General features: G+C 71.0%; 20 protein-coding genes. 17 read left to right on the forward strand and 3 right to left on the reverse strand.

Translation table 11 applies throughout. The annotated features are described in order from the left end of the window. Positions 1–71 precede the first annotated feature (71 nt). Positions 72–332 carry a 30S ribosomal protein S20 gene (gene rpsT, locus QL987_RS14520; RefSeq protein ID WP_111076108.1) on the reverse strand — a complete coding sequence of 87 codons (261 nt, stop codon included), beginning with the start codon at positions 330–332 and terminating at the stop codon, positions 72–74. Between the two features lie 203 nt (positions 333–535). On the opposite strand from rpsT, the gene QL987_RS14525 reads away from it, so the two are divergent. The 3 genes from QL987_RS14525 to QL987_RS14535 all read left to right on the forward strand — a co-directional run bounded on the left by QL987_RS14525 (position 536) and on the right by QL987_RS14535 (position 4,291). Next, on the forward strand, positions 536–1,717 hold the full coding sequence (locus QL987_RS14525) for an aminotransferase class I/II-fold pyridoxal phosphate-dependent enzyme (protein WP_290158313.1): 1,182 nt from the start codon (positions 536–538) through the stop codon (positions 1,715–1,717). A gap of 82 nt (positions 1,718–1,799) precedes the next feature. Beyond that, positions 1,800–3,647: a translation elongation factor 4 gene (lepA, locus tag QL987_RS14530; RefSeq protein ID WP_111076106.1), complete on the forward strand. Its 1,848-nt coding sequence runs from the start codon at positions 1,800–1,802 to the stop codon at positions 3,645–3,647. Beyond that, complete coding sequence (locus QL987_RS14535) at positions 3,644–4,291, forward strand: DUF1990 domain-containing protein (RefSeq protein WP_290158314.1); 648 nt, start codon at positions 3,644–3,646, stop codon at positions 4,289–4,291. Before lepA ends, QL987_RS14535 begins: the two co-directional genes overlap by 4 nt. Before the next feature lie 153 nt (positions 4,292–4,444). On the opposite strand, the gene QL987_RS14540 is transcribed toward QL987_RS14535, so the two are convergent. Then, positions 4,445–5,137, reverse strand: coding sequence for an HAD family hydrolase (locus QL987_RS14540; RefSeq protein ID WP_290158315.1), 693 nt, complete (start codon positions 5,135–5,137; stop codon positions 4,445–4,447). 29 nt (positions 5,138–5,166) lie between these two features. Here QL987_RS14540 and hemW point away from each other — a divergent pair, with 29 nt between their 5' ends. Then, complete coding sequence (hemW, locus tag QL987_RS14545) at positions 5,167–6,384, forward strand: radical SAM family heme chaperone HemW (RefSeq protein WP_290158316.1); 1,218 nt, start codon at positions 5,167–5,169, stop codon at positions 6,382–6,384. A 59-nt stretch (positions 6,385–6,443) separates the two neighbouring features. Here the strand turns inward: hemW and QL987_RS14550 are convergent, their stop codons facing one another. Further along, positions 6,444–6,893, reverse strand: a complete 450-nt coding sequence (locus QL987_RS14550; protein ID WP_290158317.1) for a DUF4870 domain-containing protein — start codon at positions 6,891–6,893, stop codon at positions 6,444–6,446. 120 nt (positions 6,894–7,013) lie between these two features. Between QL987_RS14550 and hrcA the strand changes: the two genes are divergently transcribed. The 13 genes from hrcA (at position 7,014) to leuA (ending at position 20,489) form a co-directional block, all read left to right on the forward strand. Then, complete coding sequence (gene hrcA / locus QL987_RS14555) at positions 7,014–8,036, forward strand: heat-inducible transcriptional repressor HrcA (RefSeq protein WP_111076103.1); 1,023 nt, start codon at positions 7,014–7,016, stop codon at positions 8,034–8,036. Positions 8,037–8,086: 50 nt separating this feature from the next. Next, complete coding sequence (dnaJ, locus tag QL987_RS14560; RefSeq protein WP_111076102.1) at positions 8,087–9,199, forward strand: molecular chaperone DnaJ; 1,113 nt, start codon at positions 8,087–8,089, stop codon at positions 9,197–9,199. Further along, positions 9,199–9,963 carry a 16S rRNA (uracil(1498)-N(3))-methyltransferase gene (locus QL987_RS14565; protein ID WP_290158318.1) on the forward strand — a complete coding sequence of 255 codons (765 nt, stop codon included), beginning with the start codon at positions 9,199–9,201 and terminating at the stop codon, positions 9,961–9,963. The genes dnaJ and QL987_RS14565 overlap by 1 nt, the downstream gene beginning before the upstream one ends. 77 nt (positions 9,964–10,040) lie before the next feature. Next, positions 10,041–10,394: a histidine triad nucleotide-binding protein gene (locus tag QL987_RS14570; protein ID WP_111076100.1), complete on the forward strand. Its 354-nt coding sequence runs from the start codon at positions 10,041–10,043 to the stop codon at positions 10,392–10,394. Positions 10,395–10,470: 76 nt separating this feature from the next. Beyond that, a complete protein-coding gene (locus QL987_RS14575) occupies positions 10,471–11,439 on the forward strand; it encodes a PhoH family protein (protein ID WP_258376792.1) in 969 nt (322 codons plus the stop codon). Further along, positions 11,436–11,897, forward strand: a complete 462-nt coding sequence (gene ybeY, locus QL987_RS14580) for an rRNA maturation RNase YbeY (RefSeq protein ID WP_111076098.1) — start codon at positions 11,436–11,438, stop codon at positions 11,895–11,897. The genes QL987_RS14575 and ybeY overlap by 4 nt, the downstream gene beginning before the upstream one ends. After that, complete coding sequence (locus QL987_RS14585) at positions 11,894–13,225, forward strand: hemolysin family protein (protein WP_308118770.1); 1,332 nt, start codon at positions 11,894–11,896, stop codon at positions 13,223–13,225. The genes ybeY and QL987_RS14585 overlap by 4 nt, the downstream gene beginning before the upstream one ends. Further along, a complete protein-coding gene (era, locus tag QL987_RS14590; protein WP_290158319.1) occupies positions 13,222–14,160 on the forward strand; it encodes a GTPase Era in 939 nt (312 codons plus the stop codon). The genes QL987_RS14585 and era overlap by 4 nt, the downstream gene beginning before the upstream one ends. Before the next feature lie 56 nt (positions 14,161–14,216). Continuing rightward, positions 14,217–15,428 carry a histidine kinase gene (locus QL987_RS14595; protein WP_290158320.1) on the forward strand — a complete coding sequence of 404 codons (1,212 nt, stop codon included), beginning with the start codon at positions 14,217–14,219 and terminating at the stop codon, positions 15,426–15,428. Positions 15,429–15,468: 40 nt separating this feature from the next. After that, a complete protein-coding gene (locus QL987_RS14600) occupies positions 15,469–16,161 on the forward strand; it encodes a response regulator transcription factor (protein ID WP_290158321.1) in 693 nt (230 codons plus the stop codon). A 107-nt stretch (positions 16,162–16,268) separates the two neighbouring features. Beyond that, entirely contained in the window at positions 16,269–17,018 is a 750-nt protein-coding gene (locus tag QL987_RS14605; protein WP_290158322.1) for an ABC transporter ATP-binding protein, read from the forward strand. Further along, positions 17,015–18,418 carry an ABC transporter permease gene (locus QL987_RS14610; protein ID WP_253462742.1) on the forward strand — a complete coding sequence of 468 codons (1,404 nt, stop codon included), beginning with the start codon at positions 17,015–17,017 and terminating at the stop codon, positions 18,416–18,418. The genes QL987_RS14605 and QL987_RS14610 overlap by 4 nt, the downstream gene beginning before the upstream one ends. A 301-nt stretch (positions 18,419–18,719) precedes the next feature. After that, positions 18,720–20,489 carry a 2-isopropylmalate synthase gene (gene leuA, locus QL987_RS14615; protein WP_253462744.1) on the forward strand — a complete coding sequence of 590 codons (1,770 nt, stop codon included), beginning with the start codon at positions 18,720–18,722 and terminating at the stop codon, positions 20,487–20,489. The last annotated feature ends 146 nt before the right edge of the window (positions 20,490–20,635 follow it).

Below are 20,635 nucleotides of genomic sequence, written 5' to 3' on the forward strand. Positions count from 1 at the left end.
ACGACGAAGGCCCCGCACCATCGGTGCGGGGCCTTCGTCAGCGCCTCAGAACTGAGGCAGCAGGTCGGGACTCAGAGAGCCGAGACCTTCTTCGCGATGGCCGACTTGCGGTTCGCGGCCTGGTTCTTGTGGATGACACCCTTGCTCACGGCCTTGTCGAGCTTCTTCGCCGCGAGCGACAGGGCGGCAACGGCCTTGTCCTTGTCGCCCGTGGCGATCGCCTCGTTGGTGTGGCGGATGTACGTCTTGAGCTCCGACTTGTACGCCTTGTTGCGGTCGGTGGCCTTCTGGTTGGTCTTGATGCGCTTGAGCTGCGACTTGATGTTCGCCATGCGTGTTGCTCCTGGTTTCGTCTCGGACGGGTGGTTGCGATCCCGGGTAGAGGGGCCCTTCGTCGCATCGCGTTCCACCCGTGGGCGACGGAACGCGTAAGCCAGCGACAAACGTTACCAGGCCGACCCGTCCGGACCAAAGCCCGACACGGTCAGCGTGGCGCCGAGTCCGGTGCCGGAACACGAGCGGATACGGTGTCGACATGCCGTCCCTCGCACCCCGCATCGACACCGTCCCGCCGTCGGGCATCCGCCGGGTGTTCGAACAGGCAGCCCTGCTCGACGACGTGACGATGCTCGTGATCGGTGAACAGGACGTCCCGGTCGCGAAGCACATCGGTGACGCCGCACGTCGCGCCTGGGCCGAGGACCGCACCGACTACGGGCCGAACGGCGGCATCCCGCAGCTGCGGCACGCGATCCAGGACAAGCTCCGCCGCGAGAACCGCGTCGAGGCGGACCTCGAGCAGATCTGGGTCACGGTCGGTGCGACCCAGGCGCTGTTCACGGCGATGACGCTCGTGCTCTCGCCCGGCGACGAGGTCCTGGTGCCGGACCCCGGCTACACGACCTTCACGATGAACGCCCACATCATCGGTGCGGACCCGGTGCCGTACCAGCTGTCGCCGGCGCACGGGTTCGAGCCCGACCTCGCGGCCCTGGAGGCGCGGATCACCGACCATACGCGCGCCATCATCGTGAACTCCCCGTCCAACCCCCTCGGTACCGTCTTCGGCGAGCAGACGCTGCGGGACCTGTTGGCACTGGCGAAGCGCCACGACCTGTGGGTGATCAGCGACGAGGTCTACGAGTACTTCACCTACGGCACCCGGCACGTCAGCCTGGCGTCCCTCGACGAGGACGACCGGGTCTTCTCGGCGTTCTCGCTGAGCAAGACGTACGCGATGACCGGGGTGCGGGTCGGCTACCTCGTCACGCCGAAGGGCCTCGGACCGACGATGCGGACCGTGCAGGAGTCGATCATCAGCTGCGTCGCCGAGCCCGACCAGTGGGCGGCCCTCGCGGCGATCGTCGGCGACCACTCGTCGGTGCAGGACGCCCGCGAGCACTACCGCGAGAACCTCGAGATCGCGACCGGGGTCCTGGACGCCGCCGGCATCCGCTACAACGACCCGCAGGGTGCGTTCTACCTGTGGATCGACGTCTCGCACGCCACCCAGGGCGACGTCGCCGAGTGGGCCCTGGCGTTCCTCCAGCGCGAACGGGTGGCGGTCGCGCCGGGCAGTGCGTTCGGCCGGACCGGTGAGGGCTGGATCCGGGTCTGCCTGGCGGCGTCGGCCGAGGACCTGCGTCACGGACTCGGCGCGCTGCCGGTCCCCACCGCCGGAACCCACGCGACGGACGCCCCAGCGACGGACGCCTGACCAGGGTCCGCCCGCCCGGTGCGCGCCGCCGAGGCGTGAGCATGGGACAATCGACGGACCGTCCGACCCACCCCGAGGAACCGTGAGCCCACAAGCATCTGCGCCGCTCGAGCCCGCCTCGACGCCGGCCGCCGCGATCCGCAACTTCTGCATCATCGCGCACATCGACCACGGCAAGTCCACGCTGGCCGACCGCATGCTCTCGATCACCGGCATCGTCGAGGACCGGGCGATGCGCGCGCAGTACCTGGACCGGATGGACATTGAGCGCGAGCGCGGCATCACCATCAAGTCGCAGGCCGTCCGCATGCCGTGGGAGCTCGACGGTGAGACCTTCGCGCTGAACATGATCGACACCCCCGGGCACGTCGACTTCTCGTACGAGGTCTCCCGCTCCCTGGCCGCGTGCGAGGGCGCGATCCTGCTCGTCGACGCCGCGCAGGGCATCGAGGCGCAGACACTCGCGAACCTGTACCTGGCTCTCGAGAACGACCTCGAGATCATCCCGGTCCTCAACAAGATCGACCTGCCTGCAGCCGAGCCGGAGAAGTACGCCGCCGAGCTCGCGCAGCTCATCGGCGGCAAGCCGGAGGACGTCCTCCGCGTCTCCGGCAAGACCGGCGAGGGTGTCGCCGAACTGCTCGACCGCGTCGTCCGCACCGTGCCGGCCCCGGTCGGCACCGTCGACGCCGCACCCCGCGCGATGATCTTCGACTCGGTCTACGACAGCTACCGCGGTGTCGTCACCTACGTGCGCATGATCGACGGCTCGATCAAGCCGCGCGAGAAGGTCCAGATGATGTCGACCAAGTCGACGCACGAGATCCTCGAGATCGGGGTGTCGAGCCCCGAGCCGACCCCGACGAAGGGCCTCTCGGTCGGCGAGGTCGGGTACCTCATCACCGGTGTGAAGGACGTCCGCCAGTCGAAGGTCGGCGACACGGTGACAAGCGCACTGCGTCCGGCGACCCAGGCCCTGCCCGGCTACACGGACCCGAAGCCGATGGTCTTCTCGGGCCTGTACCCGATCGACGGCAGCGACTACCCGGTGCTCCGCGAAGCGCTCGACAAGCTCAAGCTCTCCGACGCCGCGCTCGTCTACGAGCCCGAGACCTCCGTGGCGCTGGGCTTCGGCTTCCGCTGTGGCTTCCTCGGCCTGCTGCACCTCGAGATCATCACCGAGCGGCTGTCGCGCGAATTCGCCCTCGACCTCATCACCACCGCCCCGAGCGTGGTCTACGCGGTCACGACCGAGGACAACGAGGTCACCGAGGTCACGAACCCGTCCGAGTTCCCGACCGGCCGCATCCTCGAGGTCCGCGAGCCGATGGTCCGCGCCGCGATCCTGGCGCCGAAGGACTACGTCGGCGCGATCATGGAGCTCTGCCAGCAGCGCCGCGGTTCCCTGCTCGGCATGGAGTACCTCGGCGAGGACCGCGTCGAGATCCGCTACGAGATGCCCCTCGGCGAGATCGTGTTCGACTTCTTCGACCAGTTGAAGAGCAAGACCCAGGGCTACGCCAGCCTGGACTACGAGCCCACGGGCGACCAGGCAGCCGACCTCGTCAAGGTCGACATCCTGCTGCAGGGCGACCAGGTCGATGCGTTCAGCGCGATCGTGCACCGCGAGAAGGCGTACGCGTACGGCACGCTGATGACCGAGCGCCTGCGCAAGCTCATCCCGCGCCAGCAGTTCGAGGTCCCGATCCAGGCCGCGATCGGCGCCCGCATCATCGCCCGCGAGAGCATCCGCGCGATGCGCAAGGACGTCCTGGCGAAGTGCTACGGCGGTGACATCACCCGCAAGCGCAAGCTCCTCGAGAAGCAGAAGGAGGGCAAGAAGCGCATGAAGACGATCGGCCGGGTCGAGGTCCCGCAGGAGGCCTTCATCGCCGCCCTCTCCGGTGACGTGGAAGAGAAGAAGAAGTGAGCCGCGGACACCAGCACCGCACGGCGCTGACCTACGGTGCCGTCGGGGCGACGCAGGCGTCCGACCTGATGACCTACCCGCCGGAGGGCTTCGTGCCCGCCGAGTCCCGCGCACGCATCGGGCACGGCGACCAGCGGTTCGAGACCGCCGTCCTGCAGGCACTCACCTGGCAGATCCAGGAGCGCAGCGGCATGGGCGTGCACGTCGAGGACACGCCCGAGGACGACGAGGTCCGCTACAACCCGGTGACCTTCGACGAGCAGGGCGTCCCGATCGCGCCGGCTTCGATCGGCACGCCCCGGGTCGAGAAGACCACGCCAGACGGCACCCCGCTCATCACGGCGGGCACCACGGCGACGCTGACGATGCACGCCTTCGGGCAGACGGTGCAGGCACCGGTCCGGGTCGTCGCGATCATCGACGAGCGCGACCGCAAGGGCTTCGCGTACGGCACGCTCGACGGCCACCCGCTCTCGGGCGAGGAGTCCTTCGTCGTCGAGCGCACGCCGGACGGCTCGGTCTGGCTGCAGGTCCGCCAGTTCTCGCAGCCGGCCAGTCGCAAGTGGCGCTTCGTCGCGCCGCTGCTGCGCCGCCAGCAGCGGGTGATGGCGGAGAAGTACCTCGCCGCCCTGCGCGGCGACTGACCCGACGGCGTGACCGGTCCCCGTGGCCGGTCACGTGCCTCCCGGACGGGAGGCCCGCCTCGCGCCCGACAGGCAGCCGCGCGCCCGTCAGGCAGCCGCGCGCCCGTCAGGCAGCCCCGGGCCCGTCAGGCAGCCGCGCGCCCGCCGGCCTGCTCAACCGAGCGGCGCCAGCCCCGCGATCGCCTCCTCGATGAGTCTCGCGTCCTGGACGCAGTCCCGCGCGACGGCCACGGCGCTCGTCGCCCGCAGCGCCGCCACGTCGTACGCGCCGGTCGCGACCGCGACGAACGGGATCCCCACCGCGTCGGCGGCCTCGCCGTCCCGCGGGGTGTCGCCGACGATGACCGCCCGGGACCCGGACAGCGCCGCAGCCGCGACGGCGGTGACGCCGGCCCGCTCGACCTCGGTGTCCCCGAAGTACGAGTGCTCCCAGTCGAAGACGTCCACGTCGAAGCCGGCGCCGAGCAGCTTGACGCGGGCGCGGTAGGCGGAGTTACCGGTCAGCAGGCCGTTCCGCCACCCGAGGTCGGCGAAGCGCCGGACCAGTGCGAGGGCACCCGGGGCGGGAGTGCGGCGGTCGCCGGACCGGTGCCGTTCCTCGGACAGGTCGCGGAGGTGGCCGCTGACGGTCGGGACCAGGCCGTCGTCGAGCCGGTGGGCGCGGACGTGCTCGACGATGATGCCGGCGTCGGTCCGACCGTGCTGGTGACCGACGAGCTGCGGGAGGTCGCGGCCGAGCGCCCGTTCGAGCGCCAGGTGGTACAGGTTCCCCGGAGACGCGGCGTTGCGCACGAGGGTGCCGTCGATGTCCCAGAGTACCGTGGTGGTGACCGGCTGGTGCTCCATGCCGTCCATGATGACGGACAATGGTCTCCATGCCGAGTGCTCTCCCGATCGCCGATCCCGCTCCGTCGGACGGACTGGTCGCACCGGCACCCGGAGCGGGCGACGTCCCGTTCGGCGTCTACGTGCACGTGCCCTTCTGCCGGGTGCGCTGCGGCTACTGCGACTTCAACACGTACACGGCGTCCGAGCTGCGCGGGGTCCGGCGTGACGACTACGCCGGCCACGCCCTGCGGGAGATCGCGTTCGCCGACCAGGTGCTCGAACGCTCCGGCGTCCCGCGCCGCCCCGTGTCGACGGTGTTCTTCGGCGGCGGCACCCCGACGATGCTGCCGGCGTCCGACCTGGCGATGATCCTCCGGGCGATCGACGACACCTGGGGGATCCTGCCCGGGGCCGAGGTCACGACCGAGGCGAACCCGGACTCCGTCGACGCGGACTCGATCGCGACGCTGCAGCGTGCCGGGTTCACGCGGATGAGCTACGGCATGCAGTCCGCGGTGCCGCACGTCCTCGCGACCCTCGACCGCACCCACGACCCCGAGCGGGTGCCGGTCGTGGTGGACCTGGCGAAGCAGCAGGGCCTCGACGTCAGCCTGGACCTCATCTACTCGACGCCGGGGGAGTCGCTCGACGACTGGCGCACCTCGCTCGACGCGGCGATCGCCTGCGCCCCGGACCACGTGTCCGCGTACTCGCTCATCGTCGAGGACGGCACCGCGATGGGTCGTGCCGTGTCCCGCGGTGAGCTGCCGGCGCCGGACGACGACCTGGCCGCCGACATGTACGAGCTCGCCGACCAGGTCCTCGGCGACGCCGGGTACGACTGGTACGAGGTCTCGAACTGGTCGCGCGGCCCCGAGCACGCCAGCCGGCACAACCTGTCCTACTGGAAGGGCCACGACTGGTGGGGCATCGGCCCGGGCGCGCACTCGGCGGTCGCCGGCACCCGCTGGTGGAACGTCAAGCACCCGGCCGCCTACGCGGGCAAGGTGCTGCAGGACGTGTCCCCGGCTGCCGGCCGCGAGACCCTGGACGACGAGACGCGCTACGTCGAGCGGGTCCTGCTCGCCGCCCGCGTCCGCGGTGAGCTGCGGATCGACGAGCTCCGCCGGGAGGCCCGTGGTCGCGTCGCCGGCCTCATCGCACGTGGTCTCGTGGACGGTCGGGCGGCGCTCGGCGGGACGCTGGAGCTGACGCTGTCGGGCCGCCTGCTCGCCGATGCCGTGGTGCGGGACCTGCTCGACTGAGCGGATGGGGCGGACGTGCGGACGGTGCCTGGTGGCCGTGCTCCCTCCTGCACGTGCTCCTACTGCTTGAGGAACTCGATCGAGAGCGGGTAGCGGTAGAACTGCCCCTGGTTCGCCGCGAGGGCGGCCAGGACGCCGAACACGATCGACACGATCCCGGTGGCCGCGATGACCAGGATCCCGATGCCGAGCACCGAGGTCAGGACGCCGGCGAAGTAGGCGATCGCCATCGTGATGTGGAAGTTCAGCGCCGCACGAGTGTGCTCGCGGACGAAGTTCCCGCGGTCGCGCAGGACGAAGTAGGCGATGACCGGCACCAGGACGTTGGAGAAGATCCCGCCGACGTGCGTCAGCGTCGCCCAGAGGCGCTGGTCCTCGGGGCTCATCGGCTGCGGGGGTCGGTAGCCGGACGGGTACTGGTCCCCGGGCTGCTTTCCGCCGCTGTACTGCCCACCGGGGTACTGGCCTCCCGGGTACTGCCCGCCGCCGGGTCCGTGTCCGTCGCTCATGCCCGCAGCGTACCGAGACACCCGTGGAGAAGTCCCGTCCCGTCGGCGGTCGGGCGTAGGATCAGCACTCGGCAGGTGAGAGTGCCAGCGGATACGGATCGACACGAGCGGAGGGAACCGATGGTCAGCGAACGGAGCCTCGAGGTCCTCAAGGCCATCGTGCGCGACTACGTGGCCTCCCGCGAACCCGTCGGCTCGAAGACCATCGTCGAACGCCACGCGTTCGGGGTCAGCGCCGCGACGATCCGCAACGACATGGCCCAGCTCGAGGACGAGCAGCTCATCATCGCCCCGCACACCTCGTCCGGCCGGGTCCCCACCGACAAGGGCTACCGGGTGTTCGTCGACCACCTGGCCGCCGCCCGACCGCTCTCGGGGGCGCAGCGCCAGGCGATCGAGACCTTCCTCGGCGCCTCGAACGACCTCGACGACGTCCTCACCCGCACCGTCCGGCTGCTCAGTCAGCTGACGAACCAGGTCGCCCTCGTGCAGTACCCGACGATGGGCCACGCCCGCGTCCAGCACGTCGAACTCGTCCGGCTCGCCGACACCCGGTTGATGGTGGTCCTCATCACCGACACCGCCCGGGTCGAGCAGCGGGTCATCGAGACCGACGTCCCCTTCGACGAGTCCGCGCTCTCCGAACTCCGCACCCTGGTCAACGGCGCGACCGTGGGCCTGCTGCTGCAGGACGCCCCGCGGGCCCTCCGCGAGATCCCCGGTCAGCTCCGGCCCGCGGTGCAGCCGCTCGCCGGCGTCGTGGTCGCGAGCCTGGTCGAACAGGTCGCCGCCAACCGGCAGGACCGCCTGCTGATGGCCGGTGCCGCGAACCTGGCGAAGAGCGAGCAGGACTTCTCCGGCGGCCTCTTCCCCGTGCTCGAGGCGATCGAGGAACAGGTCACCCTGCTCCGGTTGTTCGGCGAGATGCAGGTCGACGACATCGCGGTGGCGGCGAGCATCGGGCGTGAGAACGCCGAGTACGGTCTCGACGCCACGAGCATCGTCGCCGGCGGCTACCTGGCCGCGCGCGGTGAGATCGCCCGACTGGGCGTCCTCGGTCCGACCAGGATGGACTACGGCACGAACATGGCCGCGGTCCGTGCGGTCGCCCGTTACCTGTCCCGGCTGCTCGGCGAGAACTGACCGCCGGACACCCCTCCACCCCGTCCACCCACGCACCCCCTGAGGAACACTTGGCAGACCACTACGACGTCCTCGGCGTCCCGCGCGACGCCTCCGACGCCGACATCAAGAAGGCGTACCGGCGGCTCGCTCGCGAACTGCACCCGGACGTGAACCCGAGCCCCGACGCCGCCGAGCGCTTCAAGGACGTCACGCACGCGTACGACGTCCTCAGCGACCCGGAACAGCGCCGTCGCTTCGACGCCGGCCCCCAGGACGGTGGGTTCGGCGCCGGTGCCGGCGGGTTCAGCGACATCTTCGACGCCTTCTTCGGCGGCGGGGGTGGCGGTGGCGGCCGGGGGACCGGTCCGCGCAGCCGTGCCGAGCGCGGCGGCGACGCCCTGCTCCGGCTCGAGGTCGACCTCGACGAGGTCGTCTTCGGCACGCACAAGGACCTCGAGGTCGACACCGCGGTGCTCTGCGACACGTGCGGCGGCTCCTGCTGCGCACCCGGCACGAGCCCGCAGACGTGTGACATCTGCGGTGGCTCCGGCCACATCCAGCGCCAGGTCCGCTCGCTGCTCGGCAACGTCGTGACGAGCGCCCCGTGCGGCACCTGCCGCGGTTACGGCACCGTCATCCCGAACCCGTGCCCGACCTGCCAGGGCCAGGGTCGCGTCCGTGCCCGTCGCACCGTGCCGGTCGACGTGCCCGCCGGCGTCGACTCGGGCCTCCGCCTGCAGATGCCCGGTCAGGGCGAGGTCGGCCCCGCCGGCGGTCCGGCCGGCGACCTGTACCTCGAGGTCCGGGTGCGCCACCACGACGTCTTCAGCCGTGACGGCGACGACCTGCTCGCCACGCTCGAGGTCCCGATGACCGACGCGATCCTCGGCGCCACGACGACGATCGACGGGCTCGACGGTCCGGTCGAACTCGAACTCCGCCCCGGCGTGCAGAGCGCCGACGTCCTGGTCATCAAGGACCGCGGCGTCACGAAGCTGCGCGGCTCCGGTCGCGGTGACCTCAAGGTCGGCATCCAGGTCGTCACGCCCAGCAAGCTCTCGCACAAGGAACGGCAGCTGGTCGAGCAGCTCGCGAAGTCCCACAAGGCCGGTGCCCCGCAGCTGTCCCGCTTCCAGCAGGGCATGTTCGGCAAGCTCCGCGACCGGTTCTTCAACTTCTGATGGCTTCGCTCTACCTCGTCGACACCCTCGACGACGTGACGGTGGGCGGCCAGGTGTCGCTCGACGGCGCCGAGGGTCGCCACGCCGTCACGGTGTCGCGGGTCCGCGTCGGTGAGCAGCTCCGGCTCTCGGACGGCCGCGGCACGGTCGTCGCCGGCACGGTCGCGTCGGTCGGCAAGGACTCGCTCCTGCTGACCGTCGCGTCCGTCGGCGTCGAGCCGGCGCCGCGTCCGTCGCTGACCCTGGTGCAGGCGCTCGCCAAGGGCGGCCGTGACGAGATGGCGGTGCAGGCCGCGACCGAGATCGGTGTCGACCGGGTCGTGCCGTGGTCCGCGGCGCGCAGCGTCTCGCGCTGGGACGGCCCGAAGGTCGAGAAGGGTCGCGCCCGGTGGGCGTCGATCGCGCAGGAGGCCGCGAAGCAGGCCGTCCGCGCGCGGGTCCCGGACGTCGTCGCCCCGGTGACGACGGCGCAGCTCGCCGGCGGCGCGGGAGCGGCACCGGTGGGGGACGGCCAGGAGGCACGCCGCCAGCTGGTCCTGCTCGAACCGACCGCCTCGGTGCGGCTCGCCACCTGGGAGCCACCGACGGACGTCGACGAGATCGCCCTGGTGGTCGGACCCGAGGGCGGCATCGAGCCGTCCGAGCTCGAGCGGCTCGAGGCGGCCGGCGCGGTCCGGGTCCGGCTCGGCGACACCGTGCTCCGGACCTCGACCGCCGGACCTGCGGCGCTGGCCGTCCTGCAGGCCCGCCTCGGCCGCTGGTGAGCCGGTCCGGCGTGGATCGGAGCATCGGAGTGGACGGGGAAGGCGCGGCGTCGGTCGCGCGTTCTACGATGGTGCCCATGACCAGCACCGAGCCCAGTGTCTTCACGAAGATCGTCGCGCGCGAGATCCCGGCGACCATCGTCGCCGAGGACGACCGCGTCATCGCCTTCGAGGACATCGCCCCCAAAGCACCCGTCCACGTGCTGGTCGTGCCGAAGACCCAGGCGTACGCGAACGTCGGCGAGCTCGCAGCCGCCGACCCCGATCTGCTCGCGCACGTCGTCCAGACCGCCCAGCGCATCGCCGACGAGCGCGCCGGCGGACAGTTCCGACTCGTGTTCAACACCGGCGAAGCCGCCGGTCAGACCGTGTTCCACGTGCACGCGCACGTACTCGCAGGAGACCTGCAGGAAGGCACCCTTGCCAGCTGACGAACCAGCCACCACCGAGCCGCAGTCGGCCTCGGAGCCCGTCTCGACCTCCGAACTCACCGTCGACGGCATCGCGATGGTGCAGTTGCTCGGACCGCAGGACCGCCTGCTCAAGACCGTCGAACGCCAGTACCCCGCGGTCCGGGTCCTGGTCCGCGGCAACCAGGTCACGCTGGCCGGACCGGAGCGCGACGTCACGCGTGCTCGGGCCCTGGTCGACGAACTCGTCGGCATGGTCCGCCGTGGCCAGGACATCGGCCAGTCGGACATCCCGACCTCGGCGCGCATCATCGACGAAGAGCGCAGCCCGTCGAACGTGTTCGGTACCCCGATCGTCTCGAGCCGGGGCAAGTCGGTGCGTCCGAAGACCGACGGCCAGCGTGCCTACGTCGACGCCATCGACGAGAACACCATCACGTTCGGCATCGGCCCGGCCGGTACCGGCAAGACGTACCTGGCGATGGCGAAGGCGGTGCAGGCCCTGCAGCGACGCGAGGTCTCGCGCATCATCCTGACCCGTCCCGCGGTCGAGGCTGGCGAGCGGCTCGGGTTCCTGCCCGGCACGCTGACCGACAAGATCGACCCGTACCTCCGCCCGCTGTACGACGCGCTCAACGAGATGATGGACCCCGAACTGGTCCCGAAGCTCCTGGCCGCCGGCACGGTCGAGGTCGCCCCGCTGGCGTACATGCGCGGACGCACGCTCAACGACTCGTTCGTCGTGCTCGACGAGGCGCAGAACACCACCCCGGAACAGATGAAGATGTTCCTGACGCGGCTCGGCTTCGGCTCGAAGATGGTCATCACGGGCGACATCACCCAGGTCGACCTGCCGGGCAACGTCTCGGGTCTGCGCCTGGTGACGCGGATCCTGGACGAGGTCGACGACATCCACTTCGCCCGCCTCGGCAGCGAGGACGTCGTCCGCCACACCCTGGTCGGCCGGATCGTCGACGCGTACACCGTGTACGACGAGGAACGTCTCGTCGAGCAGGCCGCCAAGCGCCCCCACCAGCAGGACGACCGCCGAGGAGGCACCCGGTGAGCATCGAGCTCAACAACGAGTCCGGTGTGACGGTGGACGAGGACGTCGTGCAGCGTCTCGCCGCCTTCGCGCTCGACGCCATGCACGTGCACGCCGACGCGGAGCTCGCGATCGTCTTCGTCGACGAGGGGGCGATGGAGCAGCTGCACATCCGGTGGATGGACGAGCCCGGCCCCACCGACGTGCTGAGCTTCCCGATGGACGAGCTCCGTCCGGGCACCGAGGACGAGCCGACGCCCGCCGGGTTGCTCGGTGACATCGTGGTCTGCCCGCAGGTCGCCGAGGAACAGGCGAAGACCGCCGGGCACTCGACGCTCGACGAGATCCTGCTGCTCACGTGTCACGGCATCCTGCACCTGCTCGGCTTCGACCACGCGGAGCCGGAGGAGAAGGCCGAGATGTTCGGTCTGCAGGGCGAGATCCTGACGGCCTTCGCCGCCCAGCGCCGGGGGCGGTGACCGCAGTGCTGCTCGTCGCCGGTCTGCTCGCGGTGGCGTTCCTGCTGGTCGTCCTCGGCGGACTGCTCGCGGCCGCCGACTCCGCCCTGTCGGTCCTGTCGCGTGCCGACCTCGAGGAGATCGCCCGCGGCAGCAAGCGCCGTCGCGCGATCGAGGCCCTGGCGGACGACCCCGGCGCCCACGTCAACGCCCTGAACTTCTTCCGCGTCCTGGCCGAGACGGCTGCCGCGGTGCTCGTGACCATCGCCCTCGTGACGGTGTTCGACACGTGGTGGGTCGCCCTGATCGTGTCCGCGGCCGTGATGACCGCGGTGTCGTTCGTGCTCGTCGGGTCGAGCCCGCGCAGCGTCGGACGCGCCCACGCCGAGGGCATCATCGCCGCCACCGGGGGACTGGTCCGCGGTGTCCGCATCGTGCTCGGTCCGCTGGCGGGGCTGCTCGTCGCGATCGGCGACCGGGTCACGCCCGGACGCGTCCGCAGTGCCTCGAGCGTCTCGAGCGAAGAGCAGCTGCTCTCCCTGGTCGACGAGGCGACCGAGAGCAACGTGCTCGAGGCCGACGACCGCGAGCTCATCCATTCGGTCTTCGCGTTCAGTGACACCCTGGTGCGCGAGGTCATGGTGCCCCGCACCGACATGGTCACCGCGGACGCCGGTGACACCATCGCCGCCGTGATGGAGCAGTTCCTGGCGACCGGTGTCTCCCGGATGCCGGTGATCGGCCGTGACAGCGACGACGTCCTCGGTGTCGCGTACCTCCGCGACCTGGCCCGTGGCCTCTACGAGCGTCCCGAGGTCGGCACCCGCCCGGTGCGCACGATGCTCCGCCCGGCGGAGTTCCTGCCGGAGTCGAAGCCCGCCGACGAGACCCTGCGTCACATGCAGCTGGCGAAGAACCACCTGGTGCTCGTGGTCGACGAGTACGGCGGGGTAGCGGGTCTCGTCACGATGGAGGACCTCATCGAGGAACTCGTCGGCGACATCTCGGACGAGTACGACCGCGCCGTGGTCGACCGAGCCGAGATCGAGCCCGGGCGCTGGCGCGTCTCGGCCCGGCTGCCCATCGACGAGCTCGGCGACCTGTTCGGCATCGAGCTCGACGACGACGACGTCGACACCGCCGGTGGCCTGCTCACCAAGGAGCTCGGTCACCTGCCCTCCGCCGGGGACACCGTCACGGTCTCCGGGGTCCTGCTCATCGCGGACCGCGTCGAGGGCAAGCGACGCCACCTCATCACCGTGGTCGCCGAGCGGACCGCCGACCTGGCGTCCGCCGAGCAGGCCTTCGGCGACTCCGACCACTCCACGACAGGAACACGTACGCCATGACCGACTCCGGACCCGACACCGCCCCCGAGGCGACGACCCCCTACCGTGCGGGGTTCGTCTCCTTCGTCGGTCGCCCGAACGTCGGCAAGTCGACGCTGACGAACGCCCTGGTCGGCCAGAAGGTCGCGATCACCTCGTCGAAGCCGCAGACCACCCGACGCGCCATCCGCGGCATCGTGCACCGCCCGCACGGCCAGGTCATCGTCGTCGACACCCCCGGCGTGCACCGTCCGCGCACGCTCCTGGGCGAGCGCCTGAACGACCTCGTGCAGTCCACCCTCGGTGACGTCGACGTGATCGGCTTCTGCGTGCCGGCGAACGAGCCGATCGGGCCGGGCGACCGGTTCATCAACGACACGCTCGACCAGTACCCCCGGGCGAAGAAGATCGCGATCGTCACGAAGATCGACCGCTCGGGCAAGGAGAAGATCGCCGAGCAGCTGCTCGCGGTCTCGCGCCTCCGTGAGTGGGACGCGATCATCCCGACCTCGGGCACCGAGGGCCTGCAGCTCGAGGACCTGATCGACGAGGTCGTGTCGCTGCTGCCGGAGTCCCCGCAGCTCTACGACGACCTCGCCGTGACCGAGGAGACCGACGAAGAGCGGATCGGCGAACTGATCCGCGAAGCCGCACTCGAGGGCGTCCGTGACGAACTGCCGCACTCGCTCGCCGTCGTCATCGAGGACATGGTCGAGCCGGACGCCGACGACGACCCGAACGGTCCGCTGCGCATCTTCGCGAACCTGTTCGTCGAGCGGGACAGCCAGAAGTCGATCGTCATCGGGCACAAGGGCGGCCGACTCAAGGACGTCGGTACCCGCGCCCGGCTCGAGATCGAGGGCCTGCTCGGTCGTCACGTCTACCTGAACATCCGCGTGAAGGTCGCCAAGGAGTGGCAGCGCGACCCGAAGCAGCTCGGCCGCCTGGGCTTCTGACCCGGGTCATCCCACGGTCGGACGCGCCGAGCGGCCGTGCGCCGTACCGTGGGGTGGTGTTCCGTCCCGTCCTCCGCACCCAGCTCGCCGTCGACATCGGTACGGCGCTGCTGCTCGGCGGCGTGGTCGCCGTCCTCTGGGCGCAGGGTGGCGAGGGTCCCTGGAGCCTCGTGACGACCGGTGTCCTCACCCTGGCCCTCGCACTCCGCCGGGTCGCTCCGGGGCTGGCCCTCGTGATCGCCTGGATCGGTGCCGTCCTGCAGATGGTGACGCTGCAGACCACCAACGTGGCCGACCTCTTCATCCCCGGTGTGCTCTACACCACGAGCGTCTACGGCACCCGACGCATCCGGATCGCGGGCCTCGTCTCCGCGATCGTCGGGGCAGTCGTCGCCGGTGTGTTCTACGGCTTCCAGATCTACGGTGTCCGGGGGATCGGCGGCGAAGAGACGGTGAAGGGCGCCGTCCAGTACGGCGCGATGTGGTTCGTCGTCGTCCTGGCCGTCCTGCTGCTGCCGTGGCTCGCCGGCCTGGCCGTCCGGGCCCGGCGGTCGGCGCGGATGAGCCGGGAGGCCCAACTGCTGGCCGAACGCGACGCCGCCCGGGCCGACCGGAACGTCGCGATCGAGCAGGAACGCGTCCGGATCGCCCGGGACATGCACGACATCGTGGCGCACTCGCTGGCGGTCGTGATCGCCCAGGCCGACGGCGCGCGCTACGCCCTCCGCGCTGACCCCGCGGTCGCCGACGAGGCGCTCGACACGATCGGCGCGACCGCCCGCCGTGCCCTCGGGGACGTCCGCGAGCTGCTCGGGGCGCTCCGGCACGAGCAGGGCACCGCGCCGACCCCCGACGTCGACGACATCGAGCGGCTCGTCGGGCAGATGCGTGACGTCGGACTCGAGGTGCAGGTGGAGCGCGAGGGTGACCCGTCGACGCTGCCGACCACCACGCAGCTCGCCGTCTACCGGATCGTGCAGGAGAGCCTGACGAACGCCTACAAGCACGGCGCACCCGGCAGCACCGTCCGGGCACGCCTGACCTACCGGCCCGACACCGTCGAGATCGACGTGGTGAACCGCCGCGCCGAGGACGACCGGCCCGGCCCCGGCACCGGCCACGGCCTGGTCGGCATGCGGGAGCGTGCCACGATGTCCGGCGGGAGCATGACGGCCGGACCCCGGGGCGAGGACTTCGCGGTGGCGGTCCGGATGCCGGCGCAACCGTCGACGGGGCAGATGCCCCGCAACACGATCCCGACCCACTGATCCCGCACCACGATCCCGACCCACTGATGACGAGCAGGCGATGACCGACACGAGCACGAGCACCCCCGCAGCAGCGCCCATCCGCGTCGCCCTGGTCGACGACCAGGCCCTGTTCCGCACCGGCATCCGGATGCTCATCGGGTCCCAGCCGGACCTGCAGTTCGTGGGGGAGGCCGGCGACGGAGCCGAGGGCATCGAACTGGTCCGCCGGAACCGCCCGGACGTCGTGCTCATGGACATCCGGATGCCCGTCAAGGACGGCATCAGCGCCACCGCCGACATCGTCTCGAGCGGGTCCGACGCCAAGGTGCTCGTCCTCACCACGTTCGACTTCGACGAGGCCGCCGCCAAGGCCATCCGTGCCGGAGCGAGCGGGTTCGTGCTCAAGGACGCCGACCCGGAGTTCCTGCTCGCCGCGATCCGGACCGTGCACGCCGGCACGACGGTGTTCGCCGCCTCGGCCACCCGCGAGCTCCTCCGCCGCTACGAGGACCCGGCAGACCTGCGCTCGACGGTGCCCGCGGCCTTCGCGGGCCTGACCCCGCGCGAGCGCGAGATCTTCGACCTGGCCGCGCGTGGGCTCAGCAACGCCGAGATCGCCGCCCACGAGTACGTCAGCGAGGCGACCGTGAAGACCCACATCTCGCGGGTCCTGACGAAGCTCGAGCTGCGCGACCGGGTACGGCTCGTCGTGTTCGCGCACGAGCACGGCCTCGTCACCAAGGGCGACTGACCCTCATCCGCTCGGGGGACCCCGACGCGGGGTGCCCATCGCGGGGATGACGGACCGGAGCCGGACGGCGGACGCGGGACGGGCCTCCCGGACGCGATCGTGGAGTCATGACCAACCACGCTCCGATCATCCGTCTCGACCATGTCTCCAAGCACTACGGTGACGCCGCGCGCCGGGTGACGGCGCTGGACGACGTCAGCGTCGACATCGGCGCCGGTGAGTTCACCGCGGTGATGGGCCCGTCCGGTTCCGGCAAGTCCACGCTCATGCACGTCGCCGCCGGCCTCGACCAGGTCACCGGCGGTCGCATCACGATCGACGGCACGGACATCACCGGGCTCGGCGACCGGGAGCTCACCGAACTCCGTCGCCGCCGGCTGGGCTTCGTGTTCCAGTCGTTCAACCTCGTGCCGACGCTCGACGTCAGCGAGAACATCCGGCTGCCGTTCCTGCTCGGCGGGCACAAGCCGGACCGCGAGGAGACCGCCTGGATCGACCGGCTGGTCGAGATGCTCGGCCTGGGGAACCGTCTGACCCATCGGCCGCACGAGCTCTCCGGCGGCCAGCAGCAGCGCGTCGCCATCGCCCGCGCCCTCGCTTCGCGTCCGGCCGTCGTCGTCGCGGACGAGCCGACCGGGGCGCTCGACTCGCGGACCGGGCGGGACGTGCTCGCGATCCTCCGCGGTGCCGTCGACGAGTGGGGTCAGAGCGTCGTCATGGTGACGCACGACCCGGTCGCCGCCGCGAACGCCGACCGGATCCTGTTCCTCGCCGACGGCCGCGTCGTCGACGACCGGCCCCGGATGGGTGCCGCCGAGATCTCCGCCACGATGCTCGGCATGGAGGCGGCAGCGTGACCGGCAGCATGAACGGCGTCCGGCAGTTCGCCCCGACGATCCTGGTCGCCGCCCTCGGCACGACCTTCGGCTCCGCGCTCGTCATCGCCCCGGGCATCGTCACCGAGGCGATGTCCGCCACCGGCCTCGACGACATCAGCTCGGTCAAGGCCGTGCTGTCGGTGATCGGCTGGCTGGCCCTCGGCATCGCCCTGTACGTCGGGGCGATCGTCACCGCGAACACGTGCGCGACGCTCATCGCCGGGCAGACCCGCGTGATCGCGCTGCAGCGGCTCGTCGGCGCGACCGGTGCCTCGCTCCGTGCCCGGATCACCCGCACCGGACTCGTCGTCGGCCTGCTCGGTGGGCTCATCGGCGCCGTCGTCGGCACCGGGCTCGCCGCGGTGTTCGTCGCCGTGCTCCGCGGCAACGGCTTCCTGCCCGACCGCTCGTACACGCTCCTGCCGTGGGAGCTCGTGCTGCCCGTGGTCGCCGTCGTCCTCGCCACCTGGGGTGCCTTCGCCGCCGGCTCCCGACGCGTCCTCACCGTCACGCCGCTGCAGGCGCTGTCCTCGAGCGTCGAGCCGAGCCACGAGGACGTCCGCACCGGCACCGCCCGGAAGGTCTGGGCGATCCTGCTCATGGCCGCGGGAGCGCTGCTCGCCCTGGTCGGACTGGCCCTCAGCGCGGCGACGCCCCTGGCGGTCCTGCCCGCGGCACTCGGCGGCTTCGTCTCGTTCGCCGGGGTCGCGGTCGGCGCCACGATCGTGATGCCGCCGGTCCTGCAGGCGATCGGGCGGATCGGGTCCCACGACCCCGTGGTCCTGCTCGCCGGCCGGAACGCGATGCGCGCCCCGGCACGCACGGCCCGCGCCACCATCGGGCTCGTCATCGGCGTCACGTTGCTCGTCACCTTCGCCGTCGCACTCGGGATCATGCAGCACGTCACCGAGTCCGCGCTGTCCGGGCAGAGCGGCATCACGCCCGCGATGCTCGCCGAACAGCGCAGCTTCTTCGTGCAGCTCGACGCCGTCGTCAGCGTCATCGTCGGGTTCTCGGCCGTGATCGCGGCCGTCGGGGTCGTCAACGCGCTGGCCCTCGGCGTGCTGCAGCGCCGCCGGGAGCTCGGCCTGCTCCGTGTCCTCGGACTGACCGGCGCGCAGGTCCGGCGGATGATCGTCACCGAGGCCGTCCAGATGGTCGTCGCCGCCGTCGTCACCGGGCTCGTGCTCGGCACCGCCTACGGGTGGCTCGGCGGGCAGACGCTCCTCGGCACGCTCGGCGCCACCACGCCGGTGCTGCCGCTGACGACGATCGCGATCGTGGTGGTCGGGGCGCTGGTCCTGGCGGTCGTCGCCACCGTGGCGCCGGTGCGGCGCGCGATGCGCGTACCGCCGACGGAGGCGCTGGCGGTCGACTGAGTGGCGACCGCCGGTGAGGTCGCCGTCACCGCGGGGGTGACGGCGACCGGGTCCGGTCGCCGCGGCCGTGGGGGTGGCGGCGGCCGGACGGGAGGCACGGTGCCAGCGGGTGCCGTGCCTCCCGTCCGTGACGTGGTCCGTCCGTCACACGGTGCACCGCCCGGGCGCTCCGGTGCTAGCGTGAACCCGATGTACTCGGCACTCCTCCTCCTTCGTCGCCGCGACGAGGCCTGACAACCGGCCCACCTCGTCGCGGAGTCCGTCGTGGCCGCACCGCAACCACACCGACGAAAGCGAACCGATGCAGAACGCGCAGCGCCCCTCCGGGATGCCGATCCACAAGTACGTCCCCTTCTCCGAGCAGATCACCGTCGACCTGCCCGACCGCACCTGGCCCACCAAGCAGATCGACCGTGCGCCCCGCTGGTGCGCCGTCGACCTGCGTGACGGCAACCAGGCGCTCATCGACCCGATGGACGCCGAACGCAAGCGGGCCATGTTCGACCTGCTCGTCCGGATGGGCTACAAGGAGATCGAGGTCGGGTTCCCCAGTGCCTCGCAGACCGACTTCGACTTCGTCCGGTCGCTGATCGACGAGGGCGCGATCCCCGACGACGTCACGATCCAGGTCCTGACCCAGGCGCGCGAGCACCTCATCGACCGCACGTACGAGGCGATCGACGGCGCGAAGCAGGCCATCGTGCACCTCTACAACTCGACGAGCATCGTGCAGCGCGAGGTCGTGTTCCGCACCGACGTGCAGGGCGTCGTCGACATCGCCGTCGCCGGAGCGCACATGTGCAAGGCGGCCGAGGCCCGGCTGCAGCACGACACGACCGTCTACTACGAGTACTCGCCGGAGTCCTACACGGGCACCGAGCTCGAGGTCGCGGTGCAGATCTGCAACGCCGTCCTCGAGGTCTTCGAGCCGACGCCCGAGCGCCAGGTCATCATCAACCTGCCCGCGACCGTCGAGATGGCGACCCCGAACGTCTACGCCGACTCGATCGAGTGGATGTCCCGCAACCTCGCCCACCGCCAGGACGTCATCCTGTCGCTGCACCCGCACAACGACCGGGGCACCGCCGTCGCCGCTGCGGAGCTCGGCTACATGGCCGGCGCCGACCGCATCGAGGGCTGCCTGTTCGGCAACGGCGAGCGGACCGGCAACGTCGACCTCGTCGCGCTGGGGATGAACCTGTTCACGCAGGGCATCGACCCGCAGATCGACTTCTCGGACATCGACCAGGTCAAGCGCACCGTCGAGTACTGCAACCAGCTGCCGGTGCCGGAGCGCCAGCCGTGGGCCGGGGACCTGGTCTACACGGCCTTCAGCGGCTCGCACCAGGACGCCATCAAGAAGGGCCTCGAAGCACTCGAGGCCCGTGCTGCCGCCGAGGGCGTCGGCGTCGACGACGTCGTCTGGGCGGTGCCGTACCTGCCGGTCGACCCGAAGGACATCGGGCGTTCGTACGAGGCCGTCATCCGCGTCAACTCGCAGTCCGGCAAGGGCGGCGTCGCCTACCTGCTCAAGACCGACCACGCGCTCGACCTGCCCCGCAAGCTGCAGATCGAGTTCAGCGGCGTCGTGCAGCAGCGCACCGACGCCGAGGGTGGCGAGTTCACCTCGGAGCGGATCTGGGACCTGTTCCACGACGAGTACCTGCCCGCCCACGTCGACGACGACAAGTGGGGCCGGTACGAGATCACGAAGACCGCCACCTCGAGCGACTTCGACGGCACGACCAAGCTGTCGGTCGCGATGCGCGTCGACGAGGGTGCGGTCACCGCGGAAGCCGTCGGCACCGGCCCGATCGACGCGTTCCTGTCCGTGATGGCAGACCAGGGCGTCTCGGTCACGCTGTACGACTACTCGGAGCACACGATGAGCGCCTCGGGCGACGCGCAGGCGGCGTCCTACGTCGAGCTCGACGTCGACGGCGTGCGGCTGTGGGGCGTCGGGATCGACGCCGACATCGCGACCGCGTCGCTCAAGGCGATCGTCTCCGCCGTCAACCGCGCGGTCCGCGCGGGCGCGGCCTCGGGTGCGCCGGAGCTCGTCTCCGCCTGACCCGCGTCGGTCCGGGACGGGAGGCGCGGTGCGGGCCCGCACCGCGCCTCCCGTCCGTCCAGTGGCCGCGACCAGATCTGCGAAACACCGGTGTTCGTCTGTCGAACACCGGTATCGCGCGGTGTTCCCCACGAACACCGGTGTGC

The sequence above is a fragment of the Curtobacterium sp. APC 4022 genome, assembly GCF_030407555.1.
GTDB lineage: Bacteria > Actinomycetota > Actinomycetes > Actinomycetales > Microbacteriaceae > Curtobacterium.